The organism is Winogradskyella algicola, from assembly GCF_005869935.1.
Taxonomy (GTDB): domain Bacteria; phylum Bacteroidota; class Bacteroidia; order Flavobacteriales; family Flavobacteriaceae; genus Winogradskyella; species Winogradskyella algicola.
In genome coordinates this window covers 479,627-504,260 of sequence record NZ_SZQF01000001.1, presented here as the reverse complement: position 1 = coordinate 504,260, position 24,634 = coordinate 479,627, and the positions used below count along the sequence as shown (strand labels likewise).

Sequence of the window (24,634 nt, the reverse complement as noted above, 5' to 3'; positions counted from 1 at the left end):
GAAACAACTAACACAAAAATTATGTACGGAAATATTAAAGCTCATTTACAACAAGAAATTGAAGCTATTAAAGATGCAGGTCTTTTTAAAGAAGAACGAATTATCACTTCGCCTCAAGGTGCAGAAATTACTTTAAACACTGGGCAAAAAGTCCTTAACTTTTGTGCAAATAACTACTTAGGACTTTCTTCTCATCCTGAAGTTATAAAAGCCGCTCAAGAGACTTTAGATACCCATGGATTTGGAATGTCTTCTGTTCGATTTATTTGCGGTACGCAAGACATACACAAAGAGTTAGAGCAAAGAATAGCGGATTTTTATGGTACTGAAGACACCATTTTATACGCAGCTGCTTTTGATGCAAATGGAGGAGTCTTTGAACCCCTTTTAACTGCTGAAGACGCTATTATTTCCGACTCTTTAAATCATGCCTCTATTATTGATGGAGTAAGACTATGTAAAGCTGCAAGATATCGCTACCAAAACAACGATATGGCAGACTTAGAAAAGCAACTTATTGCTGCTAATGAAAATGGCGCGCGCTTTAAAATCATTGTTACTGATGGCGTATTCTCTATGGACGGATTAGTAGCACCTTTAGATAAGATTTGTGATTTAGCAGATAAATACGATGCCATGGTAATGATTGATGAATGCCATGCTACTGGTTTTATTGGAGAAACAGGTATTGGTACACTTGAAGAAAAAGGAGTTTTAGGTAGAATTGATATTATAACAGGAACACTTGGTAAAGCATTAGGTGGTGCAATGGGAGGATACACAACTGCCAAAAAAGAAATCATTGAAATTTTACGTCAGCGCTCTCGTCCTTATCTCTTTTCAAACTCTTTAGCACCTGCAATTGTTGGCGCCTCTATCAAAGTTTTTGACATGCTCAAAAATGATACAACCCTCAGAGATAAAGTGGATTGGAACACTAAATATTTCAAAAAAGGCATGAAAGAAGCTGGTTTTGACATCATTGACGGTGACTCTGCTATTGTACCTGTCATGTTATATGATGCGAAGCTTTCACAAACTATGGCAAATATGCTTTTAGAAGAAGGTGTTTACGTCATAGGTTTCTTTTATCCGGTTGTCCCTAAAGAAAAAGCAAGAATTCGCGTACAATTATCTGCTGCACATACAAAAGAACAGCTAGATACAGCAATAAGTGCATTCATTAAGGTTGGGAAAAGACTCGAAATTATTTAAAATGGTTACAAACTCTTTATTTTAGGGCGATGTAACAATATTTTTATATATTTGTCTTTGTTAATAACATTTAACAACTTACATTTGCCAACAATTAACACTTAAAATTAAAATTAATTAGAATATGAAAAATCTTAGCAGATTACTTTTTGTTGTGGTGCTACTTATAAGCTTTAGTACTACACATGCTCAAGACAGGAATAATCCATGGGCTGTAACAATAGGTACTAACGCAGTAGACCCATACCCTGTAGGTGAAAACGCACCTCAAGGTGACTATTTTGACGAGTATTTTAACGTAACAGATCACTGGAACATAATGGGATCATTATCTTCAATCTCTGTCTCTAGATACCTTAGTGACGGTTTTACGTTTACTGCTACAGGTTCTTTGAACAAAATTGATAAGTTTGGAACTAATTTAAATCCTGACGGCACAGAAGCTGGAACTAATGAAGTTGATGACTTAACATACTTCGGAATTGACGGTAGAATTTCTTATAGTTTCATGGATTTAATCAATTCAAAGTCATTCGACCCATATCTTGGTGTTGGTGGTGGTTACACTTGGTTAGATAACATTGGTGCTGGTACTTTAAACGGATCACTAGGTCTAAGATATTGGGTTAGTGAGAAAGTCGGTATTGATGTTAATTCAATGTATAAACACGCTTTCGAAGACTACCTTCCTAAGCATTTTCAACATTCTCTAGGAGTAGTATTTAAATTTGGTGGAACAGACACGGACGGTGATGGTATATACGATCAAGAAGATGCTTGTCCAGAAGAGGCAGGATTAGAGATTTTTAATGGTTGTCCAGATTCTGATAACGATGGTATTCAGGATTCTAAAGACGATTGTCCTAATACTGCTGGTTTAGCTGAATTTAACGGTTGTCCTGATTCTGACGGTGACGGTGTTATGGATAAAGACGATAAGTGTCCTTCTGTTGCTGGATTAAAATCTTTAATGGGTTGTCCAGATGCTGATGGTGATGGTGTAGCAGATGGTGATGATAACTGTCCTAACGAAGCTGGTCCTGCTGCTAACAACGGTTGCCCTTGGCCAGATTCTGATGGTGACGGTATCTTAGATAAAGACGATAAGTGTCCTAATGAAGCAGGTGTAGCGGCTAATAATGGATGTCCAGAAATTAACCCAACTCAAGAAGTCATCGACGAATTAAATAGTTATGCAAGAACTATCTTATTCGATACTGGAAGAGCTTCTTTCAAAAAAGAAACAGATCAAGTTTTACAGGCTATGACAGCTATTTTCAAACAATATCCTAAGGCTAACTTTGATATAGGTGGTCACACTGACAGTGTGGGCTCTAAATCTAGCAATCAAAGGCTATCTGAGAGAAGAGCTAATGCAGTAAGAGATTATTTGATCGCTAACGGTATTAGTGCTGAAAGATTGACCGCTACCGGTTATGGCGAAGAGAATCCTATAGCTGATAACAAAACAAGAGCTGGTAGAAAAGAAAACAGACGTGTAGAAGTTAAGTTGAGAAACTAAGTAAATAAACTTAAAATATATTAATAAAACGCTCCGAAATTCGGAGCGTTTTTTATTTTTATATAATGAGTAGTTTTATTAAGTCTGTACTATTAGACCTCCTATACAAGAGCAACAATTTAGATGAACTATATTTTATTCTTCCAAGCAAACGTGCGGGTGTTTTTTTAAAACACCATCTTTCTAAAATAATCGATCGTCCTGTTTTTTCACCTCATATTCTTAGTATTGAAGAATTTGTTGAGGAAATGTCAGGTTTAAAAAGTTTGTCTAATACAGATACTCTATTCCAACTATATAGTGCTTACGCAGAAGTTACACCAAAAGAGAGTCGAGAACCATTCGAAGTTTTTTCAGGTTGGGCACAAATACTAATACAAGACTTTAATGAAATAGATCGGTATCTCGGAAATCAACATGCTATTTTTGACTACCTACTTGCTGTTAAGGAATTAGATCATTGGTCGTTAGAAACAGAACCAACCAATCTAGTAAAGTCTTATTTAAAATTTTGGAGGCAGCTAAAAAACTATTATCAGGTTTTTACAGACAAACTCCTTAACGAAAAACATGGATATCAAGGTTTAGTTTACAGAGAAGCTGTAGAAAATTTAGAGGCATATATAGAAAATAACTCTGACAAAAAGCATGTTTTTTTAGGGTTTAATGCTCTTAACACTAGCGAGTCTATTATTATTCAAGGCTTATTGCAAAATGATATGGCACATATCTATTGGGATGTTGATAATGTTTATTTAGAAGATGATATACATGATGCTGGCCTATTTATAAGGCAACATAGAGCTAAATGGAATTTCTTTAAAACAAATCCTTTTAATTGGATAGCATCGAATTACAGCGAAAAGAAAAACATTCAAGTTATTGGTGTGCCTAAATTGGTAGGCCAAGCAAAGTATATTGGGCAAATTTTAGAAAAAATCGGTTTAGAGAATAACGACTTAAAGAATACTGCTGTCGTTCTTGGAGAAGAAAATTTATTAATCCCTGTTTTAAATTCTATACCCAAACAGATTAATCAAATTAACGTCACTATGGGGCTTCCACTTAAATTTATTCCCTTAGCTTCGTTGTTTGATCTTTTGTTTTCCATTCATAAAAAAAGTACAGATCGATACTATTTTAGAGAGGTAATAGACCCTATATCGCATTCTTCTATTTACAGTCTATTTGAAACAGAACAAGGTAACAACTTAAGTAGTATATCAGCATATATTCAAAAAAACAATCTAGTATACATAACATTGGAAGAACTTAAAAAGATTTCCCATAAAGATGTTCATGGAATATTAGATTTAATGTTTAAACCCTGGAAAAACAATCCAAAAACAGCATTAAACTACTGTTCAGATTTAATATACTTAATTAAAAACAATGTCAGCAATGATAAAAACGATAAAGGCTTAGAGCTCGAATATTTATACAGATTTCATTCCTTATTTAACCAATTAACTGAACTCAACGACAACTACCATTACTTAAACTCTATAGAGAGTTTATATCGCGTCTATAATGATCTTTTACAAACAGAAACTTTAGACTTTAAAGGAGAACCGCTAGAAGGGCTTCAAATAATGGGAATGTTAGAATCTCGTGTTCTAGACTTTGAAACTGTTATAATTAGCTCTGTAAATGAAGGTATATTGCCTTCAGGTAAAACAAACAACTCTTTTATTCCTTTTGATGTTAAGCTTCAAAACAAACTGCCAACCTATAAAGAAAAGGACGCTGTTTACACCTATCACTTTTATAGATTAATACAACGTGCAAAAAATGTGTATATCTTATACAACACAGAAGTTGACACGCTAAAAGGTGGTGAAAAAAGTAGATTTATAACGCAAATGGAGGTAGAAGGCATTCACAAGATTAATCATACAGTCGTCTCTCCTGATGTGCCTGTATTAGAAAAAAATCTAAGACAAATTTCAAAAACCGAATCTGTCATTTCAAAATTAAAGGAACTTTCTAGTAACGGTTTTTCACCTTCATCTTTAACCAATTACATTAGAAATCCAATAGACTTCTATTACGAAAAAATTTTAGGTATTAAAGATTTTATAGATGTAGAAGAGAACATTGCTGCTAACACGCTAGGCTCAGTAATTCACAATACTTTAGAGGACTTTTACAAACCTTTTGTTAGTAAATTACTTACTATTGATGCACTTAAAGAGTTAAAATCTCATATAAGAGATACCGTAACACACCATTTTAAGAAGCTATACAAAGATGGAGATTTTAGTTCTGGAAAAAACCTCATCATTTTTGAAATTGCCCAACGTTACATTTCAAATTTTATAAATTCTGAAATTGAACAACTTAAAGCAGGTAACCAAATTAAAATACTTGCCATTGAAGCTGACGAAAAAATTAAGTTGAATATTGATACTATTCCTTACTCAATACGTCTTACTGGTAAGGTTGATAGAATAGATCAATTTAATGGAGTAACACGTGTTATAGACTATAAATCTGGTAAAGTAGACCAAGGTAAAGTAGAAATTGTCGATTGGGAAGACCTCACAACAGATTATGATAAGTATAGTAAATCTTTCCAAGTTTTATGTTACGCTTACATGATGCACAAGAAAAAACAGATTGATTTACCTATAGAAGCAGGTATCATTTCTTTTAAAAATTTAAATGGTGGGTTCTTAAAGTTTGGTAAAAAAGAGTCTACTTATAGTAGAAACAAGAATCAACTCATCACTGAAGAAACATTAAAAAGTTTTGAAATTGAACTTAAAAAACTCATAACAGAAATATGTAATCCTAATATAAACTTTATTGAAAAAGAACTAGACTAATGCAAATAGAGAAAAATAAAATATTACATAGAACAGATAAAAAACCAATACTATTAGACACATTCTATTCTGAAAAAATCTCTAATCAACCAATTATTATTTTTTGTCATGGTTACAAAGGTTTTAAAGATTGGGGAGCTTGGAATATTATGGCAAAATCTATTGCAGAGGCAGGTGTTTGTTTCGTAAAATTTAATTTTTCGCATAATGGAGGTACTATGGAAAATCCTATAGATTTTCCAGACTTAGAAGCTTTTGGAAAAAACAATTATTCTATTGAATTAGATGACCTTAACGATGTTATTAATTGGGTTACCACTGAGTTTAAAGACAACTTATTTGTTGATATAAACAACCTTACTCTTCTTGGCCATAGTAGAGGTGGTGGTATTGCTATTCTAAAAGCATCAGAAGATAAAAGAGTAAAAAAACTTATCACCTTAGCAAGTGTTTGCGATTTTGCAAAACGAACTGCTACAATAGGAAATCTAAAAGAATGGGAAGAGGATGGTGTAAAATATGTTGTTAATGGTAGAACCAAACAACAAATGCCGCATTATTACCAATTTTACGAAGATTTTAAAGCTAATAAGGAACGACTAGATATAGAGAAAGCAGAAAAACAACTATTAGTGCCACACTTAATAATTCATGGCGATAATGATACTTCTGTAAAAATAGATGAGGCTTATGCTTTGCATAAATGGAACCCAAAAAGTCAACTGGAAATTATAAAAGGAGCCGATCATGTGTTTAATATTAGACACCCTTGGAATGAGGAAGCGCTTACTTCTGAACTAAGTAATGTAGTTTCTTCTATAATTGAATTTATAAAATAAAAAACTCGTCTAAAATGACGAGTTTTGTGGAGCATATCGGAGTCGAACCGATGACCTCTACGCTGCCAGCGTAGCGCTCTAGCCAGCTGAGCTAATGCCCCAAATTCAATATATACTCAATATCTCTAACAATATAAAACTTATTAAAAAAAGAGTTATTATAAACACTATTGAAACTAATAAATAAAAGCCTAGTTCATAAAAATAACCTTTAGATTTTATTTTATTTAAATAAAACCGAGACTTCATAAACTTCTTATTATGTAGCCATCCTAAAATAAAAACATAAGAAAACATACATAATAAAAATATATATCCTTTTGGTATTATCTACATTTAATATTAACATTACTTTAATCCACTCAACACTAAAACAGGTATAGTAGAACTGTGAAAATCTTTTTTCAAAATGACATCATCTTCCCAAAGTTTCGTGAAAAACCCTCGCTTGCGCCTTACCACGCACAACAAATCTGGACTATGATTCTTGTAATGCTCCAATACAGCCTGAAAGGTTGTTGGGCTTTCAGCTTTAGTCGTATTAGTAATAATCGCCTTTAGTTCTTCATTTACTTCAAAATCTTCAGGATTATGATACGGTGTTTTTACTAATAATAAATTAAGAACTGCTTTAAACTGGTTTTTTATACTGTGAATTGGTTGTAAGACTCCTTCGCGCTTAATTATAGCAGATTTTAAAGCCAATAACATCTTTACTATTGGTTTGTAAACATAACCTTCTGGAACAATTAATGCTGGTATTTGAGTTCTTTTTATAATCTTCCCAGAGGTTTTTCCTAAATAAACTTCATCTTTAATGGAGTTGGTCCTTGGTTCTAAAATAATTAAATCCACATCTAAAGCATGACTAACTTTTTCAATGGTATCAATTAATTTTCCTTTAAAGGTTTTGGTAACTACCTCAACACCTCTAGTATTAATAGAAGCAACGTGTGCTTCTAAAAAAGCTTTAGACTCTCGCTCTAAAATATGATCTACTTTTATCATAGTTCCTGCTTTGGTGTAAACGTTATATATTTGAACCACATATAACTTTGCACCAAATGCTTTGGCAAAATCAACGGCATATTGCAAATGCGATTTTGCGTTTTTTGAAGACCCAACAGGAACTAAAATCGTTTTCATGTGCTAATTTTTATTGTTTTTCAATGGTCACATGGAACATCCTAACATATTTTTCGCTTTATCATTAAAGCTTAATCCTGGATGTTTCATAGTTATAATTCGTTAAAACAAAAGTACAATTTAAAAATGATTAGAAAAGGGAAGATTGAAGATATAGAAACGATTATGGAGTTAACAAAAGCCTGTGCAAAAACCATGATTGCTAATGGTATTTATCAATGGAATGAGCATTATCCTAATGCTTCAGCTTTTATTAAGGATGTTGAAAGAGGAGAGCTCTATGTTTTAAAATTAGACGCTGAGATAAGAGGTACAATTGTTATTTCAACCTTTATGGATGAAGAATATAAACCTATAAAATGGTTAACAAAAAACGACCACAATCTTTACATTCATCGTTTGGCTATTCACCCTTCTATACAAGGCAAAGGCTTTGCGCAGCAACTCATGAATTTTGCAGAGCAATACGCTATAGAAAACAACTATCGCTCTATAAGATTAGATACCTTTTCTCAGAACAAAAGAAACCAAAAGTTTTACGAACTTCGTGGCTATAAACGATTGGGAGATATTTATTTTCCTAAGCAAAGCGAATATCCTTTTCACTGTTACGAATTAGTCCTTTGAGCACAACAAAAATTACTTTAAAACAAATTAATAAACTTGCTATACCAGCATTAATCTCTGGTATTTCTGAGCCTATTTTATCTTTAACTGATGCTGCAATTATTGGTAATATGGACTTAAATGCCACAGAGTCTTTAGCTGCTGTAGGTATCGTTACCACATTTTTATCCATGCTCATTTGGGTTTTAGGACAAACGCGTAGTGCAATATCTTCTATTGTATCTCAATATTTAGGCGCAGATCAACTAAGCGAAGTAAAAAACCTACCTGCACAAGCCATATTTATTATCACATCGCTTAGTGTAATCATTATTGCTATAACTTATCCGTTAGCTTCACAGATTTTTAAACTCTATAATGCTTCAGATTTAATTCTAACATACAGTGTAGACTATTACCATATACGTGTGTTTGGTTTTCCGTTTACACTCTTTACTATAGCTGTTTTTGGTACATTTAGAGGCTTGCAAAACACCTATCATCCAATGCTTATTGCTATTACTGGTGCAGTAGCCAATATTATTTTGGATGTTGTTTTGGTTTATGGTATCGAAGGGTTCATTCCTGCTATGCATATTAAAGGAGCCGCTTATGCAAGTGTCTTTGCTCAGGTAATAATGGCACTTCTCTCTGTTTATTACATACTTAAAAAAACAGACATTCCTTTGTTGGTTAAATTTCCTTTTAACAAAGAGATTAATCGTTTTACATTAATGATTGCCAACTTATTTATTAGAACTATTGCGCTTAATGTAGCTTTGTATTTTGGCACAAGCTATGCCACAAAGTATGGCACTACATATATCGCAGCTTATACAATAGCTATTAATCTTTGGTTTTTAGGGGCGTTTCTTATTGATGGTTATGCAAGTGCAGGAAATATATTATCAGGTAAATTGTATGGTGCTAAAGACTATAAAACACTCATAGCCCTAAGTAATAAACTCATAAAATATGGTATTGTCGTCGGAGTAATTATTGGCTTAGTTGGTGCGGTTTTCTATTATCCAATCGGTTCTATTTTTACAGACGATAAAGCTGTGTTAGAAGAATTTAGTAAGGTGTTTTGGATGATTCTTGCTATGCAACCTTTATGTGCGCTTGCCTTTATATTTGATGGTGTTTTTAAAGGTTTAGGAAAGATGGAATACCTAAGAAACGTATTGTTATTTTCAACGCTTCTTGTATTTATTCCTGTTATTTTTACTACTGATGCTTTAGATTATAAACTTCACGGTATATTCATCGCCTTTACACTTTGGATTATAGCAAGAGGACTTCCACTAATTATAAAATTTAGAAAAACATTCAATACACTAATCCAAAACACTTAAATTTGAACAATAATCATTAAGAAGCATAAACGCTATTATTTATGAACTTATTAGTATCACTTCTACAAGAAGTTAATATTGAAGAAAAACTAAAAAACGCACCAGACGACAACTATAGTATTGGAGTGTTTATTGGCTCAATGATCCCATTTGTAGTTTTAGTGATAATTGCTTATCTAGTTTATAGATATAACAAAAAAAGAGTAAAAGACGAGTAATATGGGAAATAGACTTTTTTTAATCTTAGCAATCGTACTTATTATCATCTACTTTTATAACAGAAACAAAAGACGTTAATCTATCTTGTTTTTAACCAACCAGTAATGCTTAGTCTTTGCATGTTAACAGGTTTTACCTCATGCTCTAAAATCTGACTCTCAAAAATTACCACCTTACCAGGAAAAGGATAAATAGTTTTTTCTCCATTTTCTAAATATAATACCAGTTCTCCACCGTTTTCAGGCTTCCAGTTTTCTTCATTTAAATAGCAGACAAAAGAGAGTTTTCTTCTATCATCATTCTGAAATGTATCTAAATGGCGCTTGTAAAATGTCCCTTCTGGATAAATAGCATAGTGAAATTCTTTTTGGTTTATACCCAAAAAACAGGTGCGGTTGAGATAATCTTTTAGGTCATTTATTTTATCAAAAAACAACTGCTCAGACACATTAATATTTTGCTCATCAATCCAAAGGATAATATCGCCTCTTACTTTGGCCTTTATAACTTCATTAGTTCGGTTACCTATTGCTGATTTTTTAAAACTGTCCTCCTCGTACTTTTGCAATAACGAGGCTCTTAAGGCTGTTACCTCATCTCTCGTAAAAAAATCATCAATAATGGTGTATTGTTTAGATCCTAGATCTGCTATAATATTCTCGTACAGAACGTTTTCTGAAAACGAAATAGATTCAAATAGACTTTTCAATTTAGTCTAAAAATTAAGGAGAGTTTTCATTTAGCTTTATATTTAATTTCTAAAAAAGTGCGCAAATGTAATCTAAAAAGTTATTCGCTTTACATTTATAATATCTTTGCAGTATTATTTTTTTGAAATGAGTAAAATCCGAATTACAAAACAATTCTCTTTTGAAGCTGGCCATGCATTGCATGGTTACGATGGTAAATGTAGAAATTTACATGGTCACAGCTATTATTTATATGTTACTGTTATTGGCTCACCAATCCAAGACGACAAAAACGTGAAGCACGGGATGGTGATAGATTTTGGCGATTTAAAAAAAATTGTCAAAGATGAAATTGTTGATGTTTTTGATCATAGCATGATTTTTAACAAAAACACACCTCATCTCGAACTAGCAACAGACTTAAAAAATCGTGGTCATAATGTTATTCTGGTAGATTACCAGCCAACAACTGAAATGATGATTATTGATTTTGCCCAAAAAATCAAAAAGCGTTTACCAAACAATATAGAACTACATTCCTTAAAACTTCAAGAAACGGCCACTAGTTTCGCTGAGTGGTATGCTTCTGAAAATGAGTAAAAATCATCACATAGAAATCCCAAAAGGCAAGAAAATATATTTTGCTTCAGACAACCATCTAGGTGCGCCAACCATGGAAGCTTCTCGTCCTAGAGAGAGAAAGTTTGTAGCTTGGTTAGACCACGTAAAACATGATGCTGCAGCGATTTTCTTAATGGGAGATTTATTCGATTTTTGGTTTGAATATAAAACAGTTATTCCAAAAGGTTTTGCTAGGACATTAGGTAAATTAGCAGAGATTACAGACTCAGGAGTTCCAGTATATTATTTTGTGGGTAACCATGATTTATGGATGAGTGGTTATTTTGAAGACGAACTCAATATTCCTGTTTTCCATAAACCTCAAGAATTCACATTTAAAATGAATACTGAGCGTAGTCGAAGTACATTTTTTATTGGTCACGGAGATGGCTTAGGGCCAGGCGATAAGGGCTATAAACGCATGAAAAAAGTCTTTACTAATCCATTTTTTAAATGGTTATTTAGATGGTTACATCCAGATATTGGAGTGAGAATAGCTCAATATTTATCAGTAAAAAACAAATTGATTTCTGGTGATGATGATGCCACGTTTTTAGGGGAAGACAATGAGTGGTTGGTCACCTATTGCAAAAGTAAACTTAAACAACAACACTATGATTATTTTGTTTTTGGTCATAGGCACTTGCCGTTAGATATTCAGCTAAATACTAATTCAAGATATATGAACCTAGGTGACTGGATTCAATATTATACCTATGGAGTTTTTGATGGCTCTACGCTTGAATTGAAAGAATATTAAGACTTTATTTCATCGAACTTCTCTTCGATATCTTCTTGTAAATCGAGCTCTCTTAATGCTTTGTTTTTTAAGCTCATAATAACAACCGTTAAAAGCGTAACCGAACCACCTAGAACAACTGCCAAAGGTGCGCCAAAAATACGTGCTGCTATACCGCTCTCTACTGCACCTAACTCATTAGAAGACCCAACAAACATAGAGTTTACTGCACCTACTCGACCTCGCATATGATCTGGAGTTTTAAGTTGAAGAATGGTTTGACGTACCACCATAGAGATACCATCAAACACACCAGAAAAGAACAAGGCAATAACACTAAGCCACAGTAATTTTGAAGCGCCAAACACAATCATAAATACACCAAAACCGAATACAGCTACTAATAGTTTCTTTCCTGTGTTTTTTGTGATTGGAATATAAGTTGTAGCTACCATGGTTATAATACTTCCAGAAGACAAAGCCGCATTTAAAATTCCGAATCCTCTAGGACCTGCATCCAATACATCTTTGGCAAAGACTGCAAAAATGGCTACTGCTCCACCAAAAAGTACAGCGACCATATCTAGAGTTAATGCGCCTAAAATAACCTTATCATTAAAGACAAATTTAATTCCAGATTTAAGACTTTCTTTTATAGATTCGTTTGTTGCTTTGTTTAAAATTGGCTTTTTACCTATTCTAAACACAAACAGCAAAGCTAACATTACTAATCCAAAAATAATTCCTAAGGTATAGTGTACACCTATCCAAGCTATCAAGAAACCTCCACACAGAGCACCAAAAACACTTGCCCCTTTCCAAGTACTACTACTCCATGTTGCTGCATTAGGATAGGCCGACTTAGGTACTATTAAAGCAATTAATGAAAAAATGGTTGGACCAAAAAATGCTCTTAAAACACCTCCAAAAAACACCAAACTATAAATACCAATTAAGATGCTTTTAGTACTCCAACTTGCTTCGATTTGTTCTGAAGTCAACCAAAACAAGCCAAAACTAATTAAAGAGAATAGTGCTATGCATAATGTAAAAAGATTACGTTTTTCCTTTCGATCTACAATATGACCTGCAAAAGGTGCTAAAAAGAACGCTGGTAAAAATTCGCAAAGCCCTATGATTCCTAAACTTAATTCGTCATTCGTTAAAGAATAGACCTGCCATTCTATAACAACAAATTGCATGGACCAACCAAATACCAAGGCAAATCTTACTAATAAAAATATATTAAACTCCTTAAAGCGGAGTGCTGCATATGGATCTGTTTTTGCCAAGAGTTATACTTTTATATCTTTTAATTTTAACTGTAAACTTATATTACCATTCCAATGATTTTCATCAATGGTGTAGGCTGCATCAAAGGTATTTCTGTTTTTAATAATATCTAGTTTATCTCCTAGTCCAAAACCTATGCAGACTATAGGGTCACTATCAGCTTGCTTTGCAGTAAAACGCAAGTGCTTATCATCTTCTCCAACACATTTTCCCCAACCAGTATCTTGTACACCTTGTGTCATAAAAACTGGCGTCATATTTCCTGGTCCAAATGGTGCAAATTGTCGCACAATTCTATAAAGTTTATGATCTATCTGGCTAAGTTCTATCTTCAAATCTACCTTTAACTCAGGTGTTAATAGCTTCGGATCTATAGTATCTTTTACAACAGCTTCAAATTTTGCTTTAAATGCTTCGTAGTTTTCTGGCAATAACGTTAAACCTGCAGCATATTTATGGCCGCCAAACTGTTCTATAAATTCCGAACATGCTTCTAAAGCGTTATACACATCAAAACCTTTTACAGAACGTGCCGAAGCGGCTAGTTTTTCTCCACTTTTTGTAAATACCAATGTTGGTCTGTAATAGGTCTCAGTAAGTCTAGAAGCAACAATACCGATAACACCTTTATGCCAATTTTGGTCATAAACTACAGTTGTAAATCGGTCTTGTTCTTCATTTTTTTCAATTTGAAGTAAGGCTTCTTCAGTAATAAGTCGATCTGTTTCCTTTCGGTCTGTATTAAATTGATCGATATCCACAGCATAACTCGCTGCCAGATTAAAATCGGTTTCGGTTAATAAGGTTACAGCATGGTTACCATGTTTCATTCGTCCTGCTGCATTAATACGTGGCGCTACTATAAAGACCACATCAATAATGGAAAGTTCTTCTTTTTTAACCTCTGCAATAATGGCTTTTATACCTGGTCTTGGATTGGCATTAATAACCTGCAAACCTAAATAAGCTAGTGCTCTATTTTCGCCAACAATAGGTACAATATCTGCACCTATTGCTGTGGCTACCAAATCGAGATACTCAGTTAAATCTTCTACGGTTAGCCCTTGTTTAGTGGCTAAAGCAGTGATTAACTTAAAACCAACTCCACAACCACAAAGTTCTTTAAAAGGATACTCACAATCTTCTCGTTTGGGATCTAAAACCGCAACTGCATCAGGAATTTCATTTCCTGGTCTGTGGTGATCGCAAATAATAAAATCAATTCCTTTTTCTTTTGCATAAACTACTTTTTCAATCGCCTTTATTCCACAATCTAAAGCTATAATAAGTGTAAAATCGTTATCGTGAGCAAAATCAATACCTTGGTAAGACACACCGTAACCTTCTTCGTAGCGATCTGGAATATAGGTAGCAACATTGTCCGTTCTTGTTTTTAAATACGAGGACATTAAAGCCACAGCCGTAGTACCATCCACATCATAATCACCATACACCAAAATATTTTCACCCTCTGCAATGGCTTCCTCTATGCGTGCAACGGCCTTGTCCATATCCTTCATAAGGTATGGATTATGCAAATCGTTATAACTTGGTCTAAAAAACGTCTTGGCATCCTCAAAAGTTTCGATGCCGCGTTGTAACAATAATGTTGCTACAATATCATCAACCTGAAGTGCGTTCTTTAAAGCTTCGACTTTTGAAGCATCTGGCTTAGGTTTTAAAATCCAACGCATACAAGATTACATGTTGTGCTTAGTTCCTATGTGATAAAAAATTTCAGTATTTACTTCAGCAAACTGCCTAAACATCTCCATGACGCCACAATATTTTTCGACTGAAAGATTAACGGCACGTTCACACTTTTTCTTATTTAGATCTGAGCCATAAAAATGATAGTCAACCTGCACACTGTGATAATATTTAGGATGCTCGTCGGTTAATTCACCTGAGACTTCAATTTTGAAATCATCAATCTCTTCATTCATTTTATTTAAAATAGAAATCACATCTAAACCAGAGCAACCAGCCAAAGATGATAACATCATGGCTTTAGGAGACAATCCAAAACGTTCTGGTTGCCCTTCAATATCTGTATCCATTTTTACGGTTTTTCCACTAGGGTTGTCCGATTCAAATGTTAGTCCTCCTTGCCAATGTGTAACTATTTTATGTGCCATTTCTTTTACTTTAATTTTTAGAACTGCTATATTGTACATTCAAAAATACCACTAAAAAAATAACTATGGCACTAGTAACTCCGTTATCTCCAGAACACGATTTAGAAACCAAAGCATTAGCAGAATTCTTTAATGAAACACTAGGATTTTGTCCTAACTCGGTCTTAACAATGCAGCGCAGACCAGCCATTAGCAAGGCCTTTATTAATTTGAATAAAGCCGTAATGGCAAACGAAGGTCGTGTAACTTCAGCCTTAAAACGTATGATTGCTTGGGTTAGCAGTAATGCTACCGGTTGCCGATATTGCCAGGCTCATGCTATAAGAGCCGCAGAACGTTATGGTGCCGAACAAGAGCAATTAGATAATATATGGGAGTACAGAACGCATCCTGCATTTAATGAGGCAGAGCGAGCAGCTTTAGATTTTAGTTTAGCTGCAAGCCAAGTACCAAATGCGGTTAATGCAGAAATAAAAGAACGTCTCTACCAACATTGGGATGAAGGTGAAATTGTAGAAATGCTTGGAGTAATTTCATTATTTGGTTACCTCAACCGTTGGAACGACTCTATGGGTACAGATATTGAAACTGGTGCTGTAGAGAGTGCGGACAAATACTTAGGTAAACATGGTTGGGAGAAAGGAAAGCATGATGGAACCAAATACTAAAAAAATTATGTTACTAAAAAAGTATAGTCTTGTTATAACTTTAAGCCTCATATTATTCGGCTGTAAGTCAGAAAAGGAAACCTCAAAAGATGATTCCTTTACCTTTATTGAACGTAATTCTTACTTAGTAGATAGTTACAACGGTTTAGATTATTATCGCTTAGCCGAAACCACCAAGCTTATGGACGGCTACTATGTTGTAGGTGACGAAACTAAAAAGTGGGAAGAGTTTGAATGTAAAAAAGGCTTATTGAATGGAGATTATATAGTATTTCATGAAAATGGTGAAATTTTCTCTTTTTCAAAATATGCAAATGGAAAACTGAACGGTGAAGAGTTAAGGTACGACCCTTTAGGAAACCTTACCAAAAAAAGTATGTATAAAAATGGGGTTTTAGTAGATAGTCAATTTACGTATTTTGATACAGGAAAGGTAGAGTCTGAAATAAAATATGAAAACGGTCAAAAGGTGGAAACGCTTTATTACAATATGCTGGGTCATATAGTATCACAATCTTATATAAAAAATAGCCGAACCATTACGCAACGCCTCAAAGATGGAAAATTATACTCTGAAATGGTGTCTTCTAATTACGATGATTATGAAACCATAAAATTCTTTAACGAAGACGGAAGCACCAAAGCATACTTAAGGAAAATTGAAGAACGCGATAGCCTTTTTATAGTAGAGCTTAACGATGACGGTAAGGAAATAAAGCGTGTTAATGTACAGTCCAATCCTGTTGAAGCCGCCCAATATTCTAAGTTGTTTAACTAAAAGATTTTTTTCTTGTATCATTTTATTAAACCTCATCAGTAATGGTGAGGTTTTTTGTTTTATACACTTTACTCATTCATTTGGGTACTTCACTCATTCCTTATTTCTAGCCAATGAAGTTGGTTATACATTTGAATTAACCAACACATTCAACTATGGCTAGAATTTCATTTAAAATATTCGTATTGCTCATATTATTCCCAGTGTTCTGTTTTGCTCAAGAAGGAACAGTAACAGGCACGCTCACTACTTCATCAGACGGCTTGCCCTTGCCTGGTGCTAGCATATTAATTAAAGGAACTACCAATGGAGTAGTTACTGATTTTGATGGTAATTACAGTATAAAATGTAACGTAGGTGATGTTATAGTTATTAGCTATGTTGGTATGGATCCAAAGGAAATTGCAGTAACAGCTGATATGTTTGGAGCCGTCCAAAAAATAGAGGTTAAGCGAGTAAAAGTAAAACTTATTGAAGCTGACGCTTATAGTGAAGCTTTGAAAAAGAAAAAAAAGAAAAGCTTTGAAATACCCTCTATTGCAGATGCAAAACACCGTTACAATAAAAAAGACTATTACAACTCCTTACGCAGGGTTAAAGACATTAATGTTGACCCAAAACATGTTATTCTAACCTATTTTAATCCGGATATTTATTTTCAGGTTGGTGTAAAATCTAACTTAAGTTTTCAATTTGTTAAGGAAAGTAACTTGCCAAAATTACAATCTTCTTTTAGCCAAGGTGCCACCGAAAATGGATCTATAGCTTTTTTAGGACCAGAAACGGGAAATATCTTTTCCTATGGACCAAACCTAAATACTTTAGAGTTTGACGGAAGTAATTATATATATGACAAGAACGGTAAATTGGTTGCGCTGGGCAATGGAACTGGCGTTAGCTCTAAACAGTACAACAATAGCGTTTTAAATACTGCTATCAATAGATTTACCAATGTCTATTTTGATGTTGAAACCAATAAATGGACAACTGGAATTGACTTTAGTCATAACAATACAGATGATATTTTTGGTAGAGCACAAAAAATAAATAACGATCTCACAATAAATTTTAAAACGCTTTATGGTAATAGTGAAAAACTAAGTTGGAAATCTTTTGTTAAGTATAGTGACTGGAAAAATAACCAACCTAATATAAATGGATTTAGAAACAACCTCCTTTTAAATGCTTGGGTAACACCTGTGACTTTTGACAATAGTCAGGGCAGCATTTTACCAGACAATACACAACGTAGTTTTAGTCCAACCAATTATAACAATTCTGAATGGTTGTTTAACAATAAAAACTATGATGCCAACACCTTATTTGTAGCCAACCTAGAAAATGACATAAATATTGGTGATAACTTTTCAATAGGAAGTCAACTCAGCTATAAAACAACAGAAAACGAGCAAAACTTTGGTTTGTTTGCCAATACTGTTGGATTTGAAAACGGTTATCTAAGTAACAAAACCATAAAAAACAATAGCTTCAATGCTTTGCTAGACTTACACTATGAAAAATACTTGGGAGATTTTACAATAGATGTACGTTCCGTTACTAGATTTAAAAATGAGCTATTAGATTATACATTTAAAGAATCTGAAGGATTTGATGCATTTACCTTTTCAAACCCAAACAATACAAGTGTAATTTCTAATCGTATTAATAGAAATGTGCTAAGACCACATCAATCTATCGCTCTAGAGTATAAGAGACACTCTAAAATTGTATTTAGTAATACCGCGTATATCTCTTCCATTCAGAAAAATAAATTGATTTTACCTTCATCTGTTATAAAAGTTGATTTAGCAAATATTTTAGACATCTATGATTTTAGCGATTTCTCCCTCAGCGCAACAAGTGCTTTTGATATTAATGAAATGCCTCTTTTTCACAACAATCAGAGTCATAACAGTCTGCAATTATTACCTTCAGAAAGTCTTGGCTACACTAGTAATATAGATTTATTTATTAACGAAGGCATAGATTTAGAAGAACGACACGATTATTCCTTAAATCTCGATTTAGATTTCTATTTATGGGATGTTAATTGGAATTTCACTACAAGCTATTTTGGCTCAAAAACCAAAGGAAGTGTGTTCCCTGTTTTAGAAGGTAATCAATTTCAACTTCAAAATATTGCAGATATTACCAATAAAGGTCTAGAGCTACAACTAGAAGTTTCTGAATGGTTTGACAAATTTCATTGGAGTAGCAGATTAAGCTTTATGACCAACCAAAATAAGGTTACCAAACTATATAATAATGAAGGGCGTGTGCCAATTGCAGGTTTTCAGAATGTATCTAAAAATTTAATCGTTGGTCAACCTGCTGGTGTTATTGTAGGAACTGCTTTTGAAAGAGATACTCAAAATAACATAGTAATAGACAGCAATGGCTACCCAATTGTAGATATAGAACAACAGATTATTGGCAATCCTATACCAGATTTTACACTTGGATTTTCTAATCAGTTTACCTGGAAGAAATTAAAATTCAATTTCACATTAGACTTCCAAAAAGGTGGAGATACATGGAATGGTACTCAAAATGTACTCAACTATTTTGGAACATCACAACAATCTGCAGATCAAAGAAAGATTACAAATTATGTTTTTAATGGTGTAAACGCACAAGGGAATACCAATACAATTCCTGTAGATTTTTATAATCCTGAAGATGGTATTGAAAACAACCGATTTGTTCGCTATGGCTTCAGTGGTGTTGCAGAAGAAGCCATTGAAGATGCCAGCTATCTTAACCTAAGAACCGTCGAACTATCTTATGATTTTGCTAAAAACAATCATGATTTTTTCAGACAAGTTGAAATAGGACTTTACGCTCATAACCTCATCACATTTACAAAATTCAGAGGAGCATCTCCTTATTCATCACTTTTTGATACCAATTCTGGACATAATCTTAACTTTTTCAATACTCCTTTAATGAGTGAGGTTGGATTAAAAGTCAACTTAAAAATTTAAACACCATGAAAAAACGTATACAAAATACCAAACTTTTGGTAATTGCCGGACTTTGCTTCTTTACGTTACTGTCTTATAAAGCTTTTGAAGCCTTTAATAATCCATTAGAGAAGATATACACACAAACCGACAGACCATTCTATTTTCCTGGAGAAACCATTTGGTTTAAATCTTATATCGTAGGTACAGACAATACTATTACGACCATTAGCGATGTAATGCATGCGGAATTAATTTCGCCTAAAGGTGCTGTTGTAACATCCTTAAATCTTAATGTAAAACAAGGATATGCTTACGGAAATTTTGATATAAACTCTGATTGGGTTGGTGGGATTTATACTTTAAAATGCTACACCAATTGGATGCGTAATTATGGTGAAGATTCATTTTTCACCAAAAAAATCACTATTCAAAAAGTGGTAAAACCTAAGCTGTTGCTTAATTTAAAATTCGAAAAAGAAGGCTACGGAAAATCCTCTGAGGTTATAGCAAATCTTGAAGTTAAGGATTTAAAAAATCAACCTTTATCGCACACAGAAGTTACGTATAAAGTGAGTGTAAAAGGCACAGGCATTATAAATGATGTAGTGGTTACTGACAAAGACGGTAAAGCCAAACCTAGCTTTACATTACCAGAGAACTTGGCGTCCGTTGATGTGGTTTTAAACGCTTTGGTATATCACAAAGGCACTACAGAATCTATCTCAAGAGCTGTTCCTGTGGTTTTAAATACAATTGATCTTCAGTTTTTGCCCGAAAGTGGTAAAATTATAGCTGGTACTTTAAACAACGTTGCTTTTAAAGCTCTTAATGAATTTGGAAAACCTGTAGATCTCAAAGGCGATATTCTAAATGCGAAAGGAGAAACCGTTTCAAACTTTGGAAGTTATCATGATGGTATGGGAAGCTTCAATTTTAACCCAATTAAAGACGAAGTTTACTATGCTAAGATCATAGAACCTTTTCGTTCTGAGGAATTAATTCAGCTACCAAAAGTGCATGAAAATGGTGTTCGGTTTTCTGTTACAACTGATAGTCTATCCACCAATTTAGATATTTTTTCAACTTATAGCACTCCTTTATTTCTTGAGGTTTCTAATGCAAGTACATTGCTTTTAAAAAAGGAAATCGGTCTCAAGAAAAATATAAGCTTAAACACTTCAGAATATCCTATGGGTATTACCAAATTCAGTCTAAAAAATGAATATGGCAGTACATTTGCAGAGCGTTTGGTGTTTCTAAATCCTCACAAAAAACTTCATGTAGACCTCAGCCTAGATAAGGAAGTGTACAATACTAGAGAAAAAGTAAAACTTAGTATAAAAACATACGATGAGAAGCAGAATCCTATCTCTGCAAACTTATCATTAGCCGTTGCGGATAATAAATTACTGTCCTTTACTGACGACAAGCAAGACCATATTTTATCTTATTTATTGGTGTCTTCTGAATTGAAAGGTAAAATTCATAAACCAGATTTTTACTTGAATCCAAAAGAGCCAAAATCAAAAAAAGCAATAGATTATGTGATGCTAACTCATGGTTGGCGAGACTATATTAATGCGCCTACCGTTACTAAAAAAAATGCACAATACCTACCAGAACAAAGTGCCGTACAAACTGGTGTGGTACTCAATAAAAAAGGAAAACCAACACAAGCACATTTGCTGCTTTTTGATAGTAAGGGAAATAAAGTTTTGGTTTTTGACACCGAAGAAGATGGTTCTTTTACTTTTAAATTCAACAATAATTATCATTTGACTTTATTAGCCTATAATGACAATGGAGAACATGTTACTATTAAAGAAACAACCTTAAAAAAAGGAAACTATTACAGCCAAACACCAACTAAAACCATAGAAAACAAAGAGAATATTAAATCTTTTATTAAAAATGAAAAACCGCTACAAAAGGCTATTAAACAAAAGGCACAAATCTCTGTCGGTTTAGAAGAAAATAAAAATGGCTTGGACGAAGTTGTCGTTGTGGGTTACAGTATTACACGTAAAAAAAGCTTTGCAGGTGCTGCATCAATTGTGTCTTCAGAAGAGATTGCATCAAATGGTAATTCTGTATTAAATGCTTTGGCTGGTGAGGTTGCTGGTGTAAACGTAATTAATCGTAGTGGACAACCAGGAAGCGCGCCAACGGTTAGAATCAGAGGTTTTGGAAGTGTATCTGGTAATAATCAGCCTCTTATTGTGGTAGATGGTGTGCCTTACGATAGTTCGGCCTTGGGTGACATCAATCCGCAGCAAGTAAATAATGTGGTAATTCTAAAAGATGCTGCTGCAACTAGCATTTATGGTTGTAGAGGTTCTAATGGTGTTATTCTTATAAATACAAAACACGGAAAATACCCAAATAGTAGTGGCGCAATAAAACGATTAAATAACAGAGATTATAAAAATTACGCTGTAAAGCAATTTTATCACTATAACCAAAACTACACAAACACTCCAAGAAGTTTCTACATGCCAATTTATGAAGGAAAAAATCTACCAGAAGAGCGTACCGATTTTAGACAAACCATATACTGGAATCCTGTGGTACAAACTAATGCTGATGGTGTTGCCAAAATTGAATTTTATAACTCTGATGCTGTAACGTCATTTAAAATTTCTGCTGAAGGCATTGGTTATAATGGCCTTGTAGGTAAAGCTGACAAATTATACGCTACAAAGAAGTTATTGAACATAGACATTAAAACACCTAATTACATGGTGCTGAATGATACCGTTTCACTACCAATTACCATTACCAATGAAACTGAAAAAGCCATGGCAACTAATTTAAAGTTTCTATTACGGAAACATTTAAAGTTGGTATCGTCTATTGACGAAAAACTAAACGTGGAAGCTAAAAACGCTGTCACCAAAACCATAAAAGTTATACCTATTGAAAAGGGTAGAGACTTAGACATTTCCATTCTTGCAGAATCTGAAGATTATAAGGATATCATCAAGAAAAAGGTAACCATTTTAAGCCCTTATTTCCCAACTTCTTTATCACTGTCTGGTTCAGAATCTCAACTGTTTGACTTTGAAATTAACCATGCTGTTAAAAATAGTATTACCACAGAGTTTAATATTTATACAGACATTGTAGGTGATGTTATGGATGGTATTGAGTCATTAATCCGTCAGCCTTATGGATGTTTTGAGCAAACATCATCTTCAACATATCCTAATATTATGGTCTTAAAATACCTTAAGGAAGCTGGCAAAAGCAATCCTGAAATTGAAGCTAAAGCCCTAGATTTTATAAAACAAGGCTACAAAAGACTTATTGGTTTTGAAACTTCTAAAGGTGGTTTTGAATGGTTTGGTCATACTCCTCCTCACGAAACCTTAACCGCTTATGGTATTTTGGAATTTACTGAAATGAAAGAAGTATATGATGGTGTAAGCGACAAAATGATTTCCAGAACTGTAGATTGGCTTTTAAGCCGAAAAGACGGTAAAGGTGGTTTCAAAAAAAGTAAAAAAGGCTATGATAGTTTTGCTAGTTCTCCAACAGATGTTGCCAACGCCTACATTGTCTATGCATTAAGCGAATCTGGTGTCAATGCAGATTATATGTTAGAATATAACACAGCCTATGCAGATGCCATAAAAAGTAGTGATACTTATAAAATGGCATTACTGGCCATGGCTAGTCATAACCTCAATAAAGAAACGAACTTTAAAACACTTTTAACCAAAATAAAAACAAATATTGAGGAGTATGGTTTTGAAAAAATACCTGTAGAAAATACAATTACTAGATCTTATGGTAACTCTAAACAGATAGAAACCGTAGCACTTACAGTACTAGCTTTAATGGATGAAAAAAACGAAAATACTATGCTTGTAACAGAAGGCATAGATTATCTGATTAAGCAACGTAAAAACAACCGTTTTGGATCTACACAAGCAACAGCAATGGCTCTTAAAGCACTGATTAATTACACAAAAAGTCAAAAGCAAAAAATACTTGAGGAAAACGATGATATCACGTTAGTAATTAATGGTAAATCGATAACTAAAAAATTAGAACTTTCAGACGATGGAAAAATTACCATTAACGGTTTTGAGAACTATCTACAACAAGGAAAACAGACTATTGCAGTTAAGTTTAATAACCCAAAGACAACATTTCCTTATACTTTGAATGTAAATTGGGATAGCACGTTACCAGATAGTTCAGAGGCTTGTCCTTTACAACTCGAAACAACAATTACTGGACAAAACCACATGGTTGGCGATAATGTGAGTTTTAATATCGCTGTGGCAAACACCAATGCAGAACCCTTGGGTATGGTCACCACAATTGTTGGCATACCATCTGGAACAACAGCTCAACCATGGCAATTAAAAAAGATTTTAGAAGAAAATAAAGTGGCTTTTTATGAGGTTTTTGATAATTATCTGGTGTTTTACTGGCGAGAATTTAAAGCTTCAGAAACCAAAACTATTAGGCTCGACTTAAAAGCTGATATTGCTGGCCAATACCAAGCACCTGCAAGTACTGTTTATCTGTATTATGGAGATGACAACAAAACTTGGATCTCAGGGAATAGTATTGAGATTAAAGATTAGTAACTTCTCAAATATTTTAATGTTAAAAAACCTCATCAGAAATGGTGAGGTTTTTTCTATTTTATGAAAAAATTTTAAAACTTAGTAGTCTAATTATCAGTGTATTAAAAAGTTTCTGTTGTGTTTTTTCTTACCATATTGCAAACCATGTCACAGCAAAACATTTTTGCTTGATTTAGTTTAGCATAAAATGAACTAGTTATGGCAAATTTCCCTAAAATAAGAGGTAAGTATTCACTAAAGATAATACGCTTTTTAGTTTACAAACTAATTTATCCTTTAATAATAATTTTTATTTTACTATTCATATATAAGCCAGAAGATTTGATTGCCATTTTAAATGCTGTTTTTTAGTAGTGGTTTCGTTTAAAGATTTCTCTGAACACCATATTGTGGCTTTATCTATGACTTATC

General features: G+C 33.6%; 18 protein-coding genes and 1 tRNA gene. 13 read left to right on the top strand and 6 right to left on the bottom strand.

Features of this window, described 5'->3' with window-relative positions:
• Window positions 1-21: 21 nt before the first annotated feature.
• The 4 genes from kbl to FC091_RS02130 all read left to right on the top strand — a co-directional run bounded on the left by kbl (window position 22) and on the right by FC091_RS02130 (window position 6,404).
• Complete coding sequence (gene kbl / locus FC091_RS02145; protein ID WP_138432631.1) at window positions 22-1,215, top strand: glycine C-acetyltransferase; 1,194 nt, start codon at window positions 22-24, stop codon at window positions 1,213-1,215.
• 124 nt (window positions 1,216-1,339) lie between these two features.
• A complete protein-coding gene (locus tag FC091_RS02140; RefSeq protein WP_138432630.1) occupies window positions 1,340-2,737 on the top strand; it encodes an OmpA family protein in 1,398 nt (465 codons plus the stop codon).
• A gap of 65 nt (window positions 2,738-2,802) precedes the next feature.
• Window positions 2,803-5,565 (top strand): PD-(D/E)XK nuclease family protein, encoded by a 2,763-nt coding sequence (locus tag FC091_RS02135; RefSeq protein ID WP_138432629.1) that lies wholly within the window; start codon window positions 2,803-2,805, stop codon window positions 5,563-5,565.
• A complete protein-coding gene (locus FC091_RS02130; RefSeq protein ID WP_138432628.1) occupies window positions 5,565-6,404 on the top strand; it encodes an alpha/beta hydrolase family protein in 840 nt (279 codons plus the stop codon). The genes FC091_RS02135 and FC091_RS02130 overlap by 1 nt, the downstream gene beginning before the upstream one ends.
• A gap of 27 nt (window positions 6,405-6,431) precedes the next feature.
• Here the strand turns inward: FC091_RS02130 and FC091_RS02125 are convergent.
• Both FC091_RS02125 and FC091_RS02120 read right to left on the bottom strand, forming a co-directional pair.
• Window positions 6,432-6,505: transfer RNA gene (locus FC091_RS02125), tRNA-Ala, on the bottom strand.
• A 247-nt stretch (window positions 6,506-6,752) separates the two neighbouring features.
• A complete protein-coding gene (locus FC091_RS02120) occupies window positions 6,753-7,550 on the bottom strand; it encodes a universal stress protein (RefSeq protein WP_138432627.1) in 798 nt (265 codons plus the stop codon).
• Between the two features lie 126 nt (window positions 7,551-7,676).
• On the opposite strand from FC091_RS02120, the gene FC091_RS02115 reads away from it, so the two are divergent.
• Genes FC091_RS02115 through FC091_RS15155 form a run of 3 tightly spaced genes read left to right on the top strand, consistent with a single transcriptional unit; the run spans window position 7,677 to window position 9,729 of the window.
• Window positions 7,677-8,177, top strand: coding sequence for a GNAT family N-acetyltransferase (locus FC091_RS02115; RefSeq protein WP_138432626.1), 501 nt, complete (start codon window positions 7,677-7,679; stop codon window positions 8,175-8,177).
• The gene (locus FC091_RS02110; protein ID WP_246035782.1) at window positions 8,174-9,511 is read left to right on the top strand and encodes an MATE family efflux transporter; all 1,338 of its coding nucleotides are present in this window, start codon (window positions 8,174-8,176) and stop codon (window positions 9,509-9,511) included. Before FC091_RS02115 ends, FC091_RS02110 begins: the two co-directional genes overlap by 4 nt.
• Window positions 9,512-9,552: 41 nt before the next feature.
• Window positions 9,553-9,729 (top strand): hypothetical protein, encoded by a 177-nt coding sequence (locus FC091_RS15155; protein ID WP_171032437.1) that lies wholly within the window; start codon window positions 9,553-9,555, stop codon window positions 9,727-9,729.
• An 80-nt stretch (window positions 9,730-9,809) separates the two neighbouring features.
• Here FC091_RS15155 and FC091_RS02105 read toward each other — a convergent pair whose 3' ends face one another.
• On the bottom strand, window positions 9,810-10,439 hold the full coding sequence (locus FC091_RS02105; RefSeq protein ID WP_138432624.1) for a 2OG-Fe(II) oxygenase: 630 nt from the start codon (window positions 10,437-10,439) through the stop codon (window positions 9,810-9,812).
• A gap of 127 nt (window positions 10,440-10,566) precedes the next feature.
• Between FC091_RS02105 and FC091_RS02100 the strand changes: the two genes are divergently transcribed.
• Entirely contained in the window at window positions 10,567-11,019 is a 453-nt protein-coding gene (locus tag FC091_RS02100; protein WP_138432623.1) for a 6-pyruvoyl trahydropterin synthase family protein, read from the top strand.
• 10 nt (window positions 11,020-11,029) lie between these two features.
• Window positions 11,030-11,800, top strand: a complete 771-nt coding sequence (locus tag FC091_RS02095) for a UDP-2,3-diacylglucosamine diphosphatase (RefSeq protein WP_138433065.1) — start codon at window positions 11,030-11,032, stop codon at window positions 11,798-11,800.
• Here the strand turns inward: FC091_RS02095 and FC091_RS02090 are convergent.
• Genes FC091_RS02090 through FC091_RS02080 form a run of 3 tightly spaced genes read right to left on the bottom strand, consistent with a single transcriptional unit; the run spans window position 11,797 to window position 15,210 of the window.
• Window positions 11,797-13,071, bottom strand: coding sequence for an MFS transporter (locus FC091_RS02090; protein ID WP_138432622.1), 1,275 nt, complete (start codon window positions 13,069-13,071; stop codon window positions 11,797-11,799). The two genes, FC091_RS02095 and FC091_RS02090, sit on opposite strands and share 4 nt — an antisense overlap.
• Window positions 13,072-13,074: 3 nt before the next feature.
• Window positions 13,075-14,766 (bottom strand): single-stranded-DNA-specific exonuclease RecJ, encoded by a 1,692-nt coding sequence (gene recJ, locus FC091_RS02085; protein ID WP_138432621.1) that lies wholly within the window; start codon window positions 14,764-14,766, stop codon window positions 13,075-13,077.
• A 6-nt stretch (window positions 14,767-14,772) separates the two neighbouring features.
• Complete coding sequence (locus tag FC091_RS02080; protein WP_138432620.1) at window positions 14,773-15,210, bottom strand: OsmC family protein; 438 nt, start codon at window positions 15,208-15,210, stop codon at window positions 14,773-14,775.
• A gap of 65 nt (window positions 15,211-15,275) precedes the next feature.
• Here FC091_RS02080 and FC091_RS02075 point away from each other — a divergent pair, with 65 nt between their 5' ends.
• From FC091_RS02075 to FC091_RS02060, 4 genes are all read left to right on the top strand, one after another.
• Window positions 15,276-15,878, top strand: coding sequence for a carboxymuconolactone decarboxylase family protein (locus tag FC091_RS02075; protein ID WP_138432619.1), 603 nt, complete (start codon window positions 15,276-15,278; stop codon window positions 15,876-15,878).
• The gene (locus FC091_RS02070) at window positions 15,838-16,656 is read left to right on the top strand and encodes a toxin-antitoxin system YwqK family antitoxin (RefSeq protein WP_138432618.1); all 819 of its coding nucleotides are present in this window, start codon (window positions 15,838-15,840) and stop codon (window positions 16,654-16,656) included. The genes FC091_RS02075 and FC091_RS02070 overlap by 41 nt, the downstream gene beginning before the upstream one ends.
• 155 nt (window positions 16,657-16,811) lie before the next feature.
• Window positions 16,812-19,640, top strand: coding sequence for a carboxypeptidase-like regulatory domain-containing protein (locus tag FC091_RS02065; RefSeq protein ID WP_138432617.1), 2,829 nt, complete (start codon window positions 16,812-16,814; stop codon window positions 19,638-19,640).
• Window positions 19,641-19,645: 5 nt separating this feature from the next.
• Window positions 19,646-24,220 carry a TonB-dependent receptor plug domain-containing protein gene (locus FC091_RS02060; RefSeq protein ID WP_138432616.1) on the top strand — a complete coding sequence of 1,525 codons (4,575 nt, stop codon included), beginning with the start codon at window positions 19,646-19,648 and terminating at the stop codon, window positions 24,218-24,220.
• Window positions 24,221-24,634: the final 414 nt, after the last annotated feature.

Bases quoted from the DNA above. Each gene is read 5' to 3' on its own strand.
- kbl (WP_138432631.1), top strand. From the start codon at position 22: ATGTACGGAAATATTAAAGCTCATTTACAACAAGAAATTGAAGCTATT.
- FC091_RS02140 (WP_138432630.1), top strand. From the start codon at position 1,340: ATGAAAAATCTTAGCAGATTACTTTTTGTTGTGGTGCTACTTATAAGC.
- FC091_RS02135 (WP_138432629.1), top strand. From the start codon at position 2,803: ATGAGTAGTTTTATTAAGTCTGTACTATTAGACCTCCTATACAAGAGC.
- FC091_RS02130 (WP_138432628.1), top strand. From the start codon at position 5,565: ATGCAAATAGAGAAAAATAAAATATTACATAGAACAGATAAAAAACCA.
- FC091_RS02120 (WP_138432627.1), bottom strand. From the start codon at position 7,550: ATGAAAACGATTTTAGTTCCTGTTGGGTCTTCAAAAAACGCAAAATCG.
- FC091_RS02115 (WP_138432626.1), top strand. From the start codon at position 7,677: ATGATTAGAAAAGGGAAGATTGAAGATATAGAAACGATTATGGAGTTA.
- FC091_RS15155 (WP_171032437.1), top strand. From the start codon at position 9,553: ATGAACTTATTAGTATCACTTCTACAAGAAGTTAATATTGAAGAAAAA.
- FC091_RS02100 (WP_138432623.1), top strand. From the start codon at position 10,567: ATGAGTAAAATCCGAATTACAAAACAATTCTCTTTTGAAGCTGGCCAT.
- recJ (WP_138432621.1), bottom strand. From the start codon at position 14,766: ATGCGTTGGATTTTAAAACCTAAGCCAGATGCTTCAAAAGTCGAAGCT.
- FC091_RS02080 (WP_138432620.1), bottom strand. From the start codon at position 15,210: ATGGCACATAAAATAGTTACACATTGGCAAGGAGGACTAACATTTGAA.
- FC091_RS02075 (WP_138432619.1), top strand. From the start codon at position 15,276: ATGGCACTAGTAACTCCGTTATCTCCAGAACACGATTTAGAAACCAAA.
- FC091_RS02070 (WP_138432618.1), top strand. From the start codon at position 15,838: ATGGTTGGGAGAAAGGAAAGCATGATGGAACCAAATACTAAAAAAATT.
- FC091_RS02065 (WP_138432617.1), top strand. From the start codon at position 16,812: ATGGCTAGAATTTCATTTAAAATATTCGTATTGCTCATATTATTCCCA.
- FC091_RS02060 (WP_138432616.1), top strand. From the start codon at position 19,646: ATGAAAAAACGTATACAAAATACCAAACTTTTGGTAATTGCCGGACTT.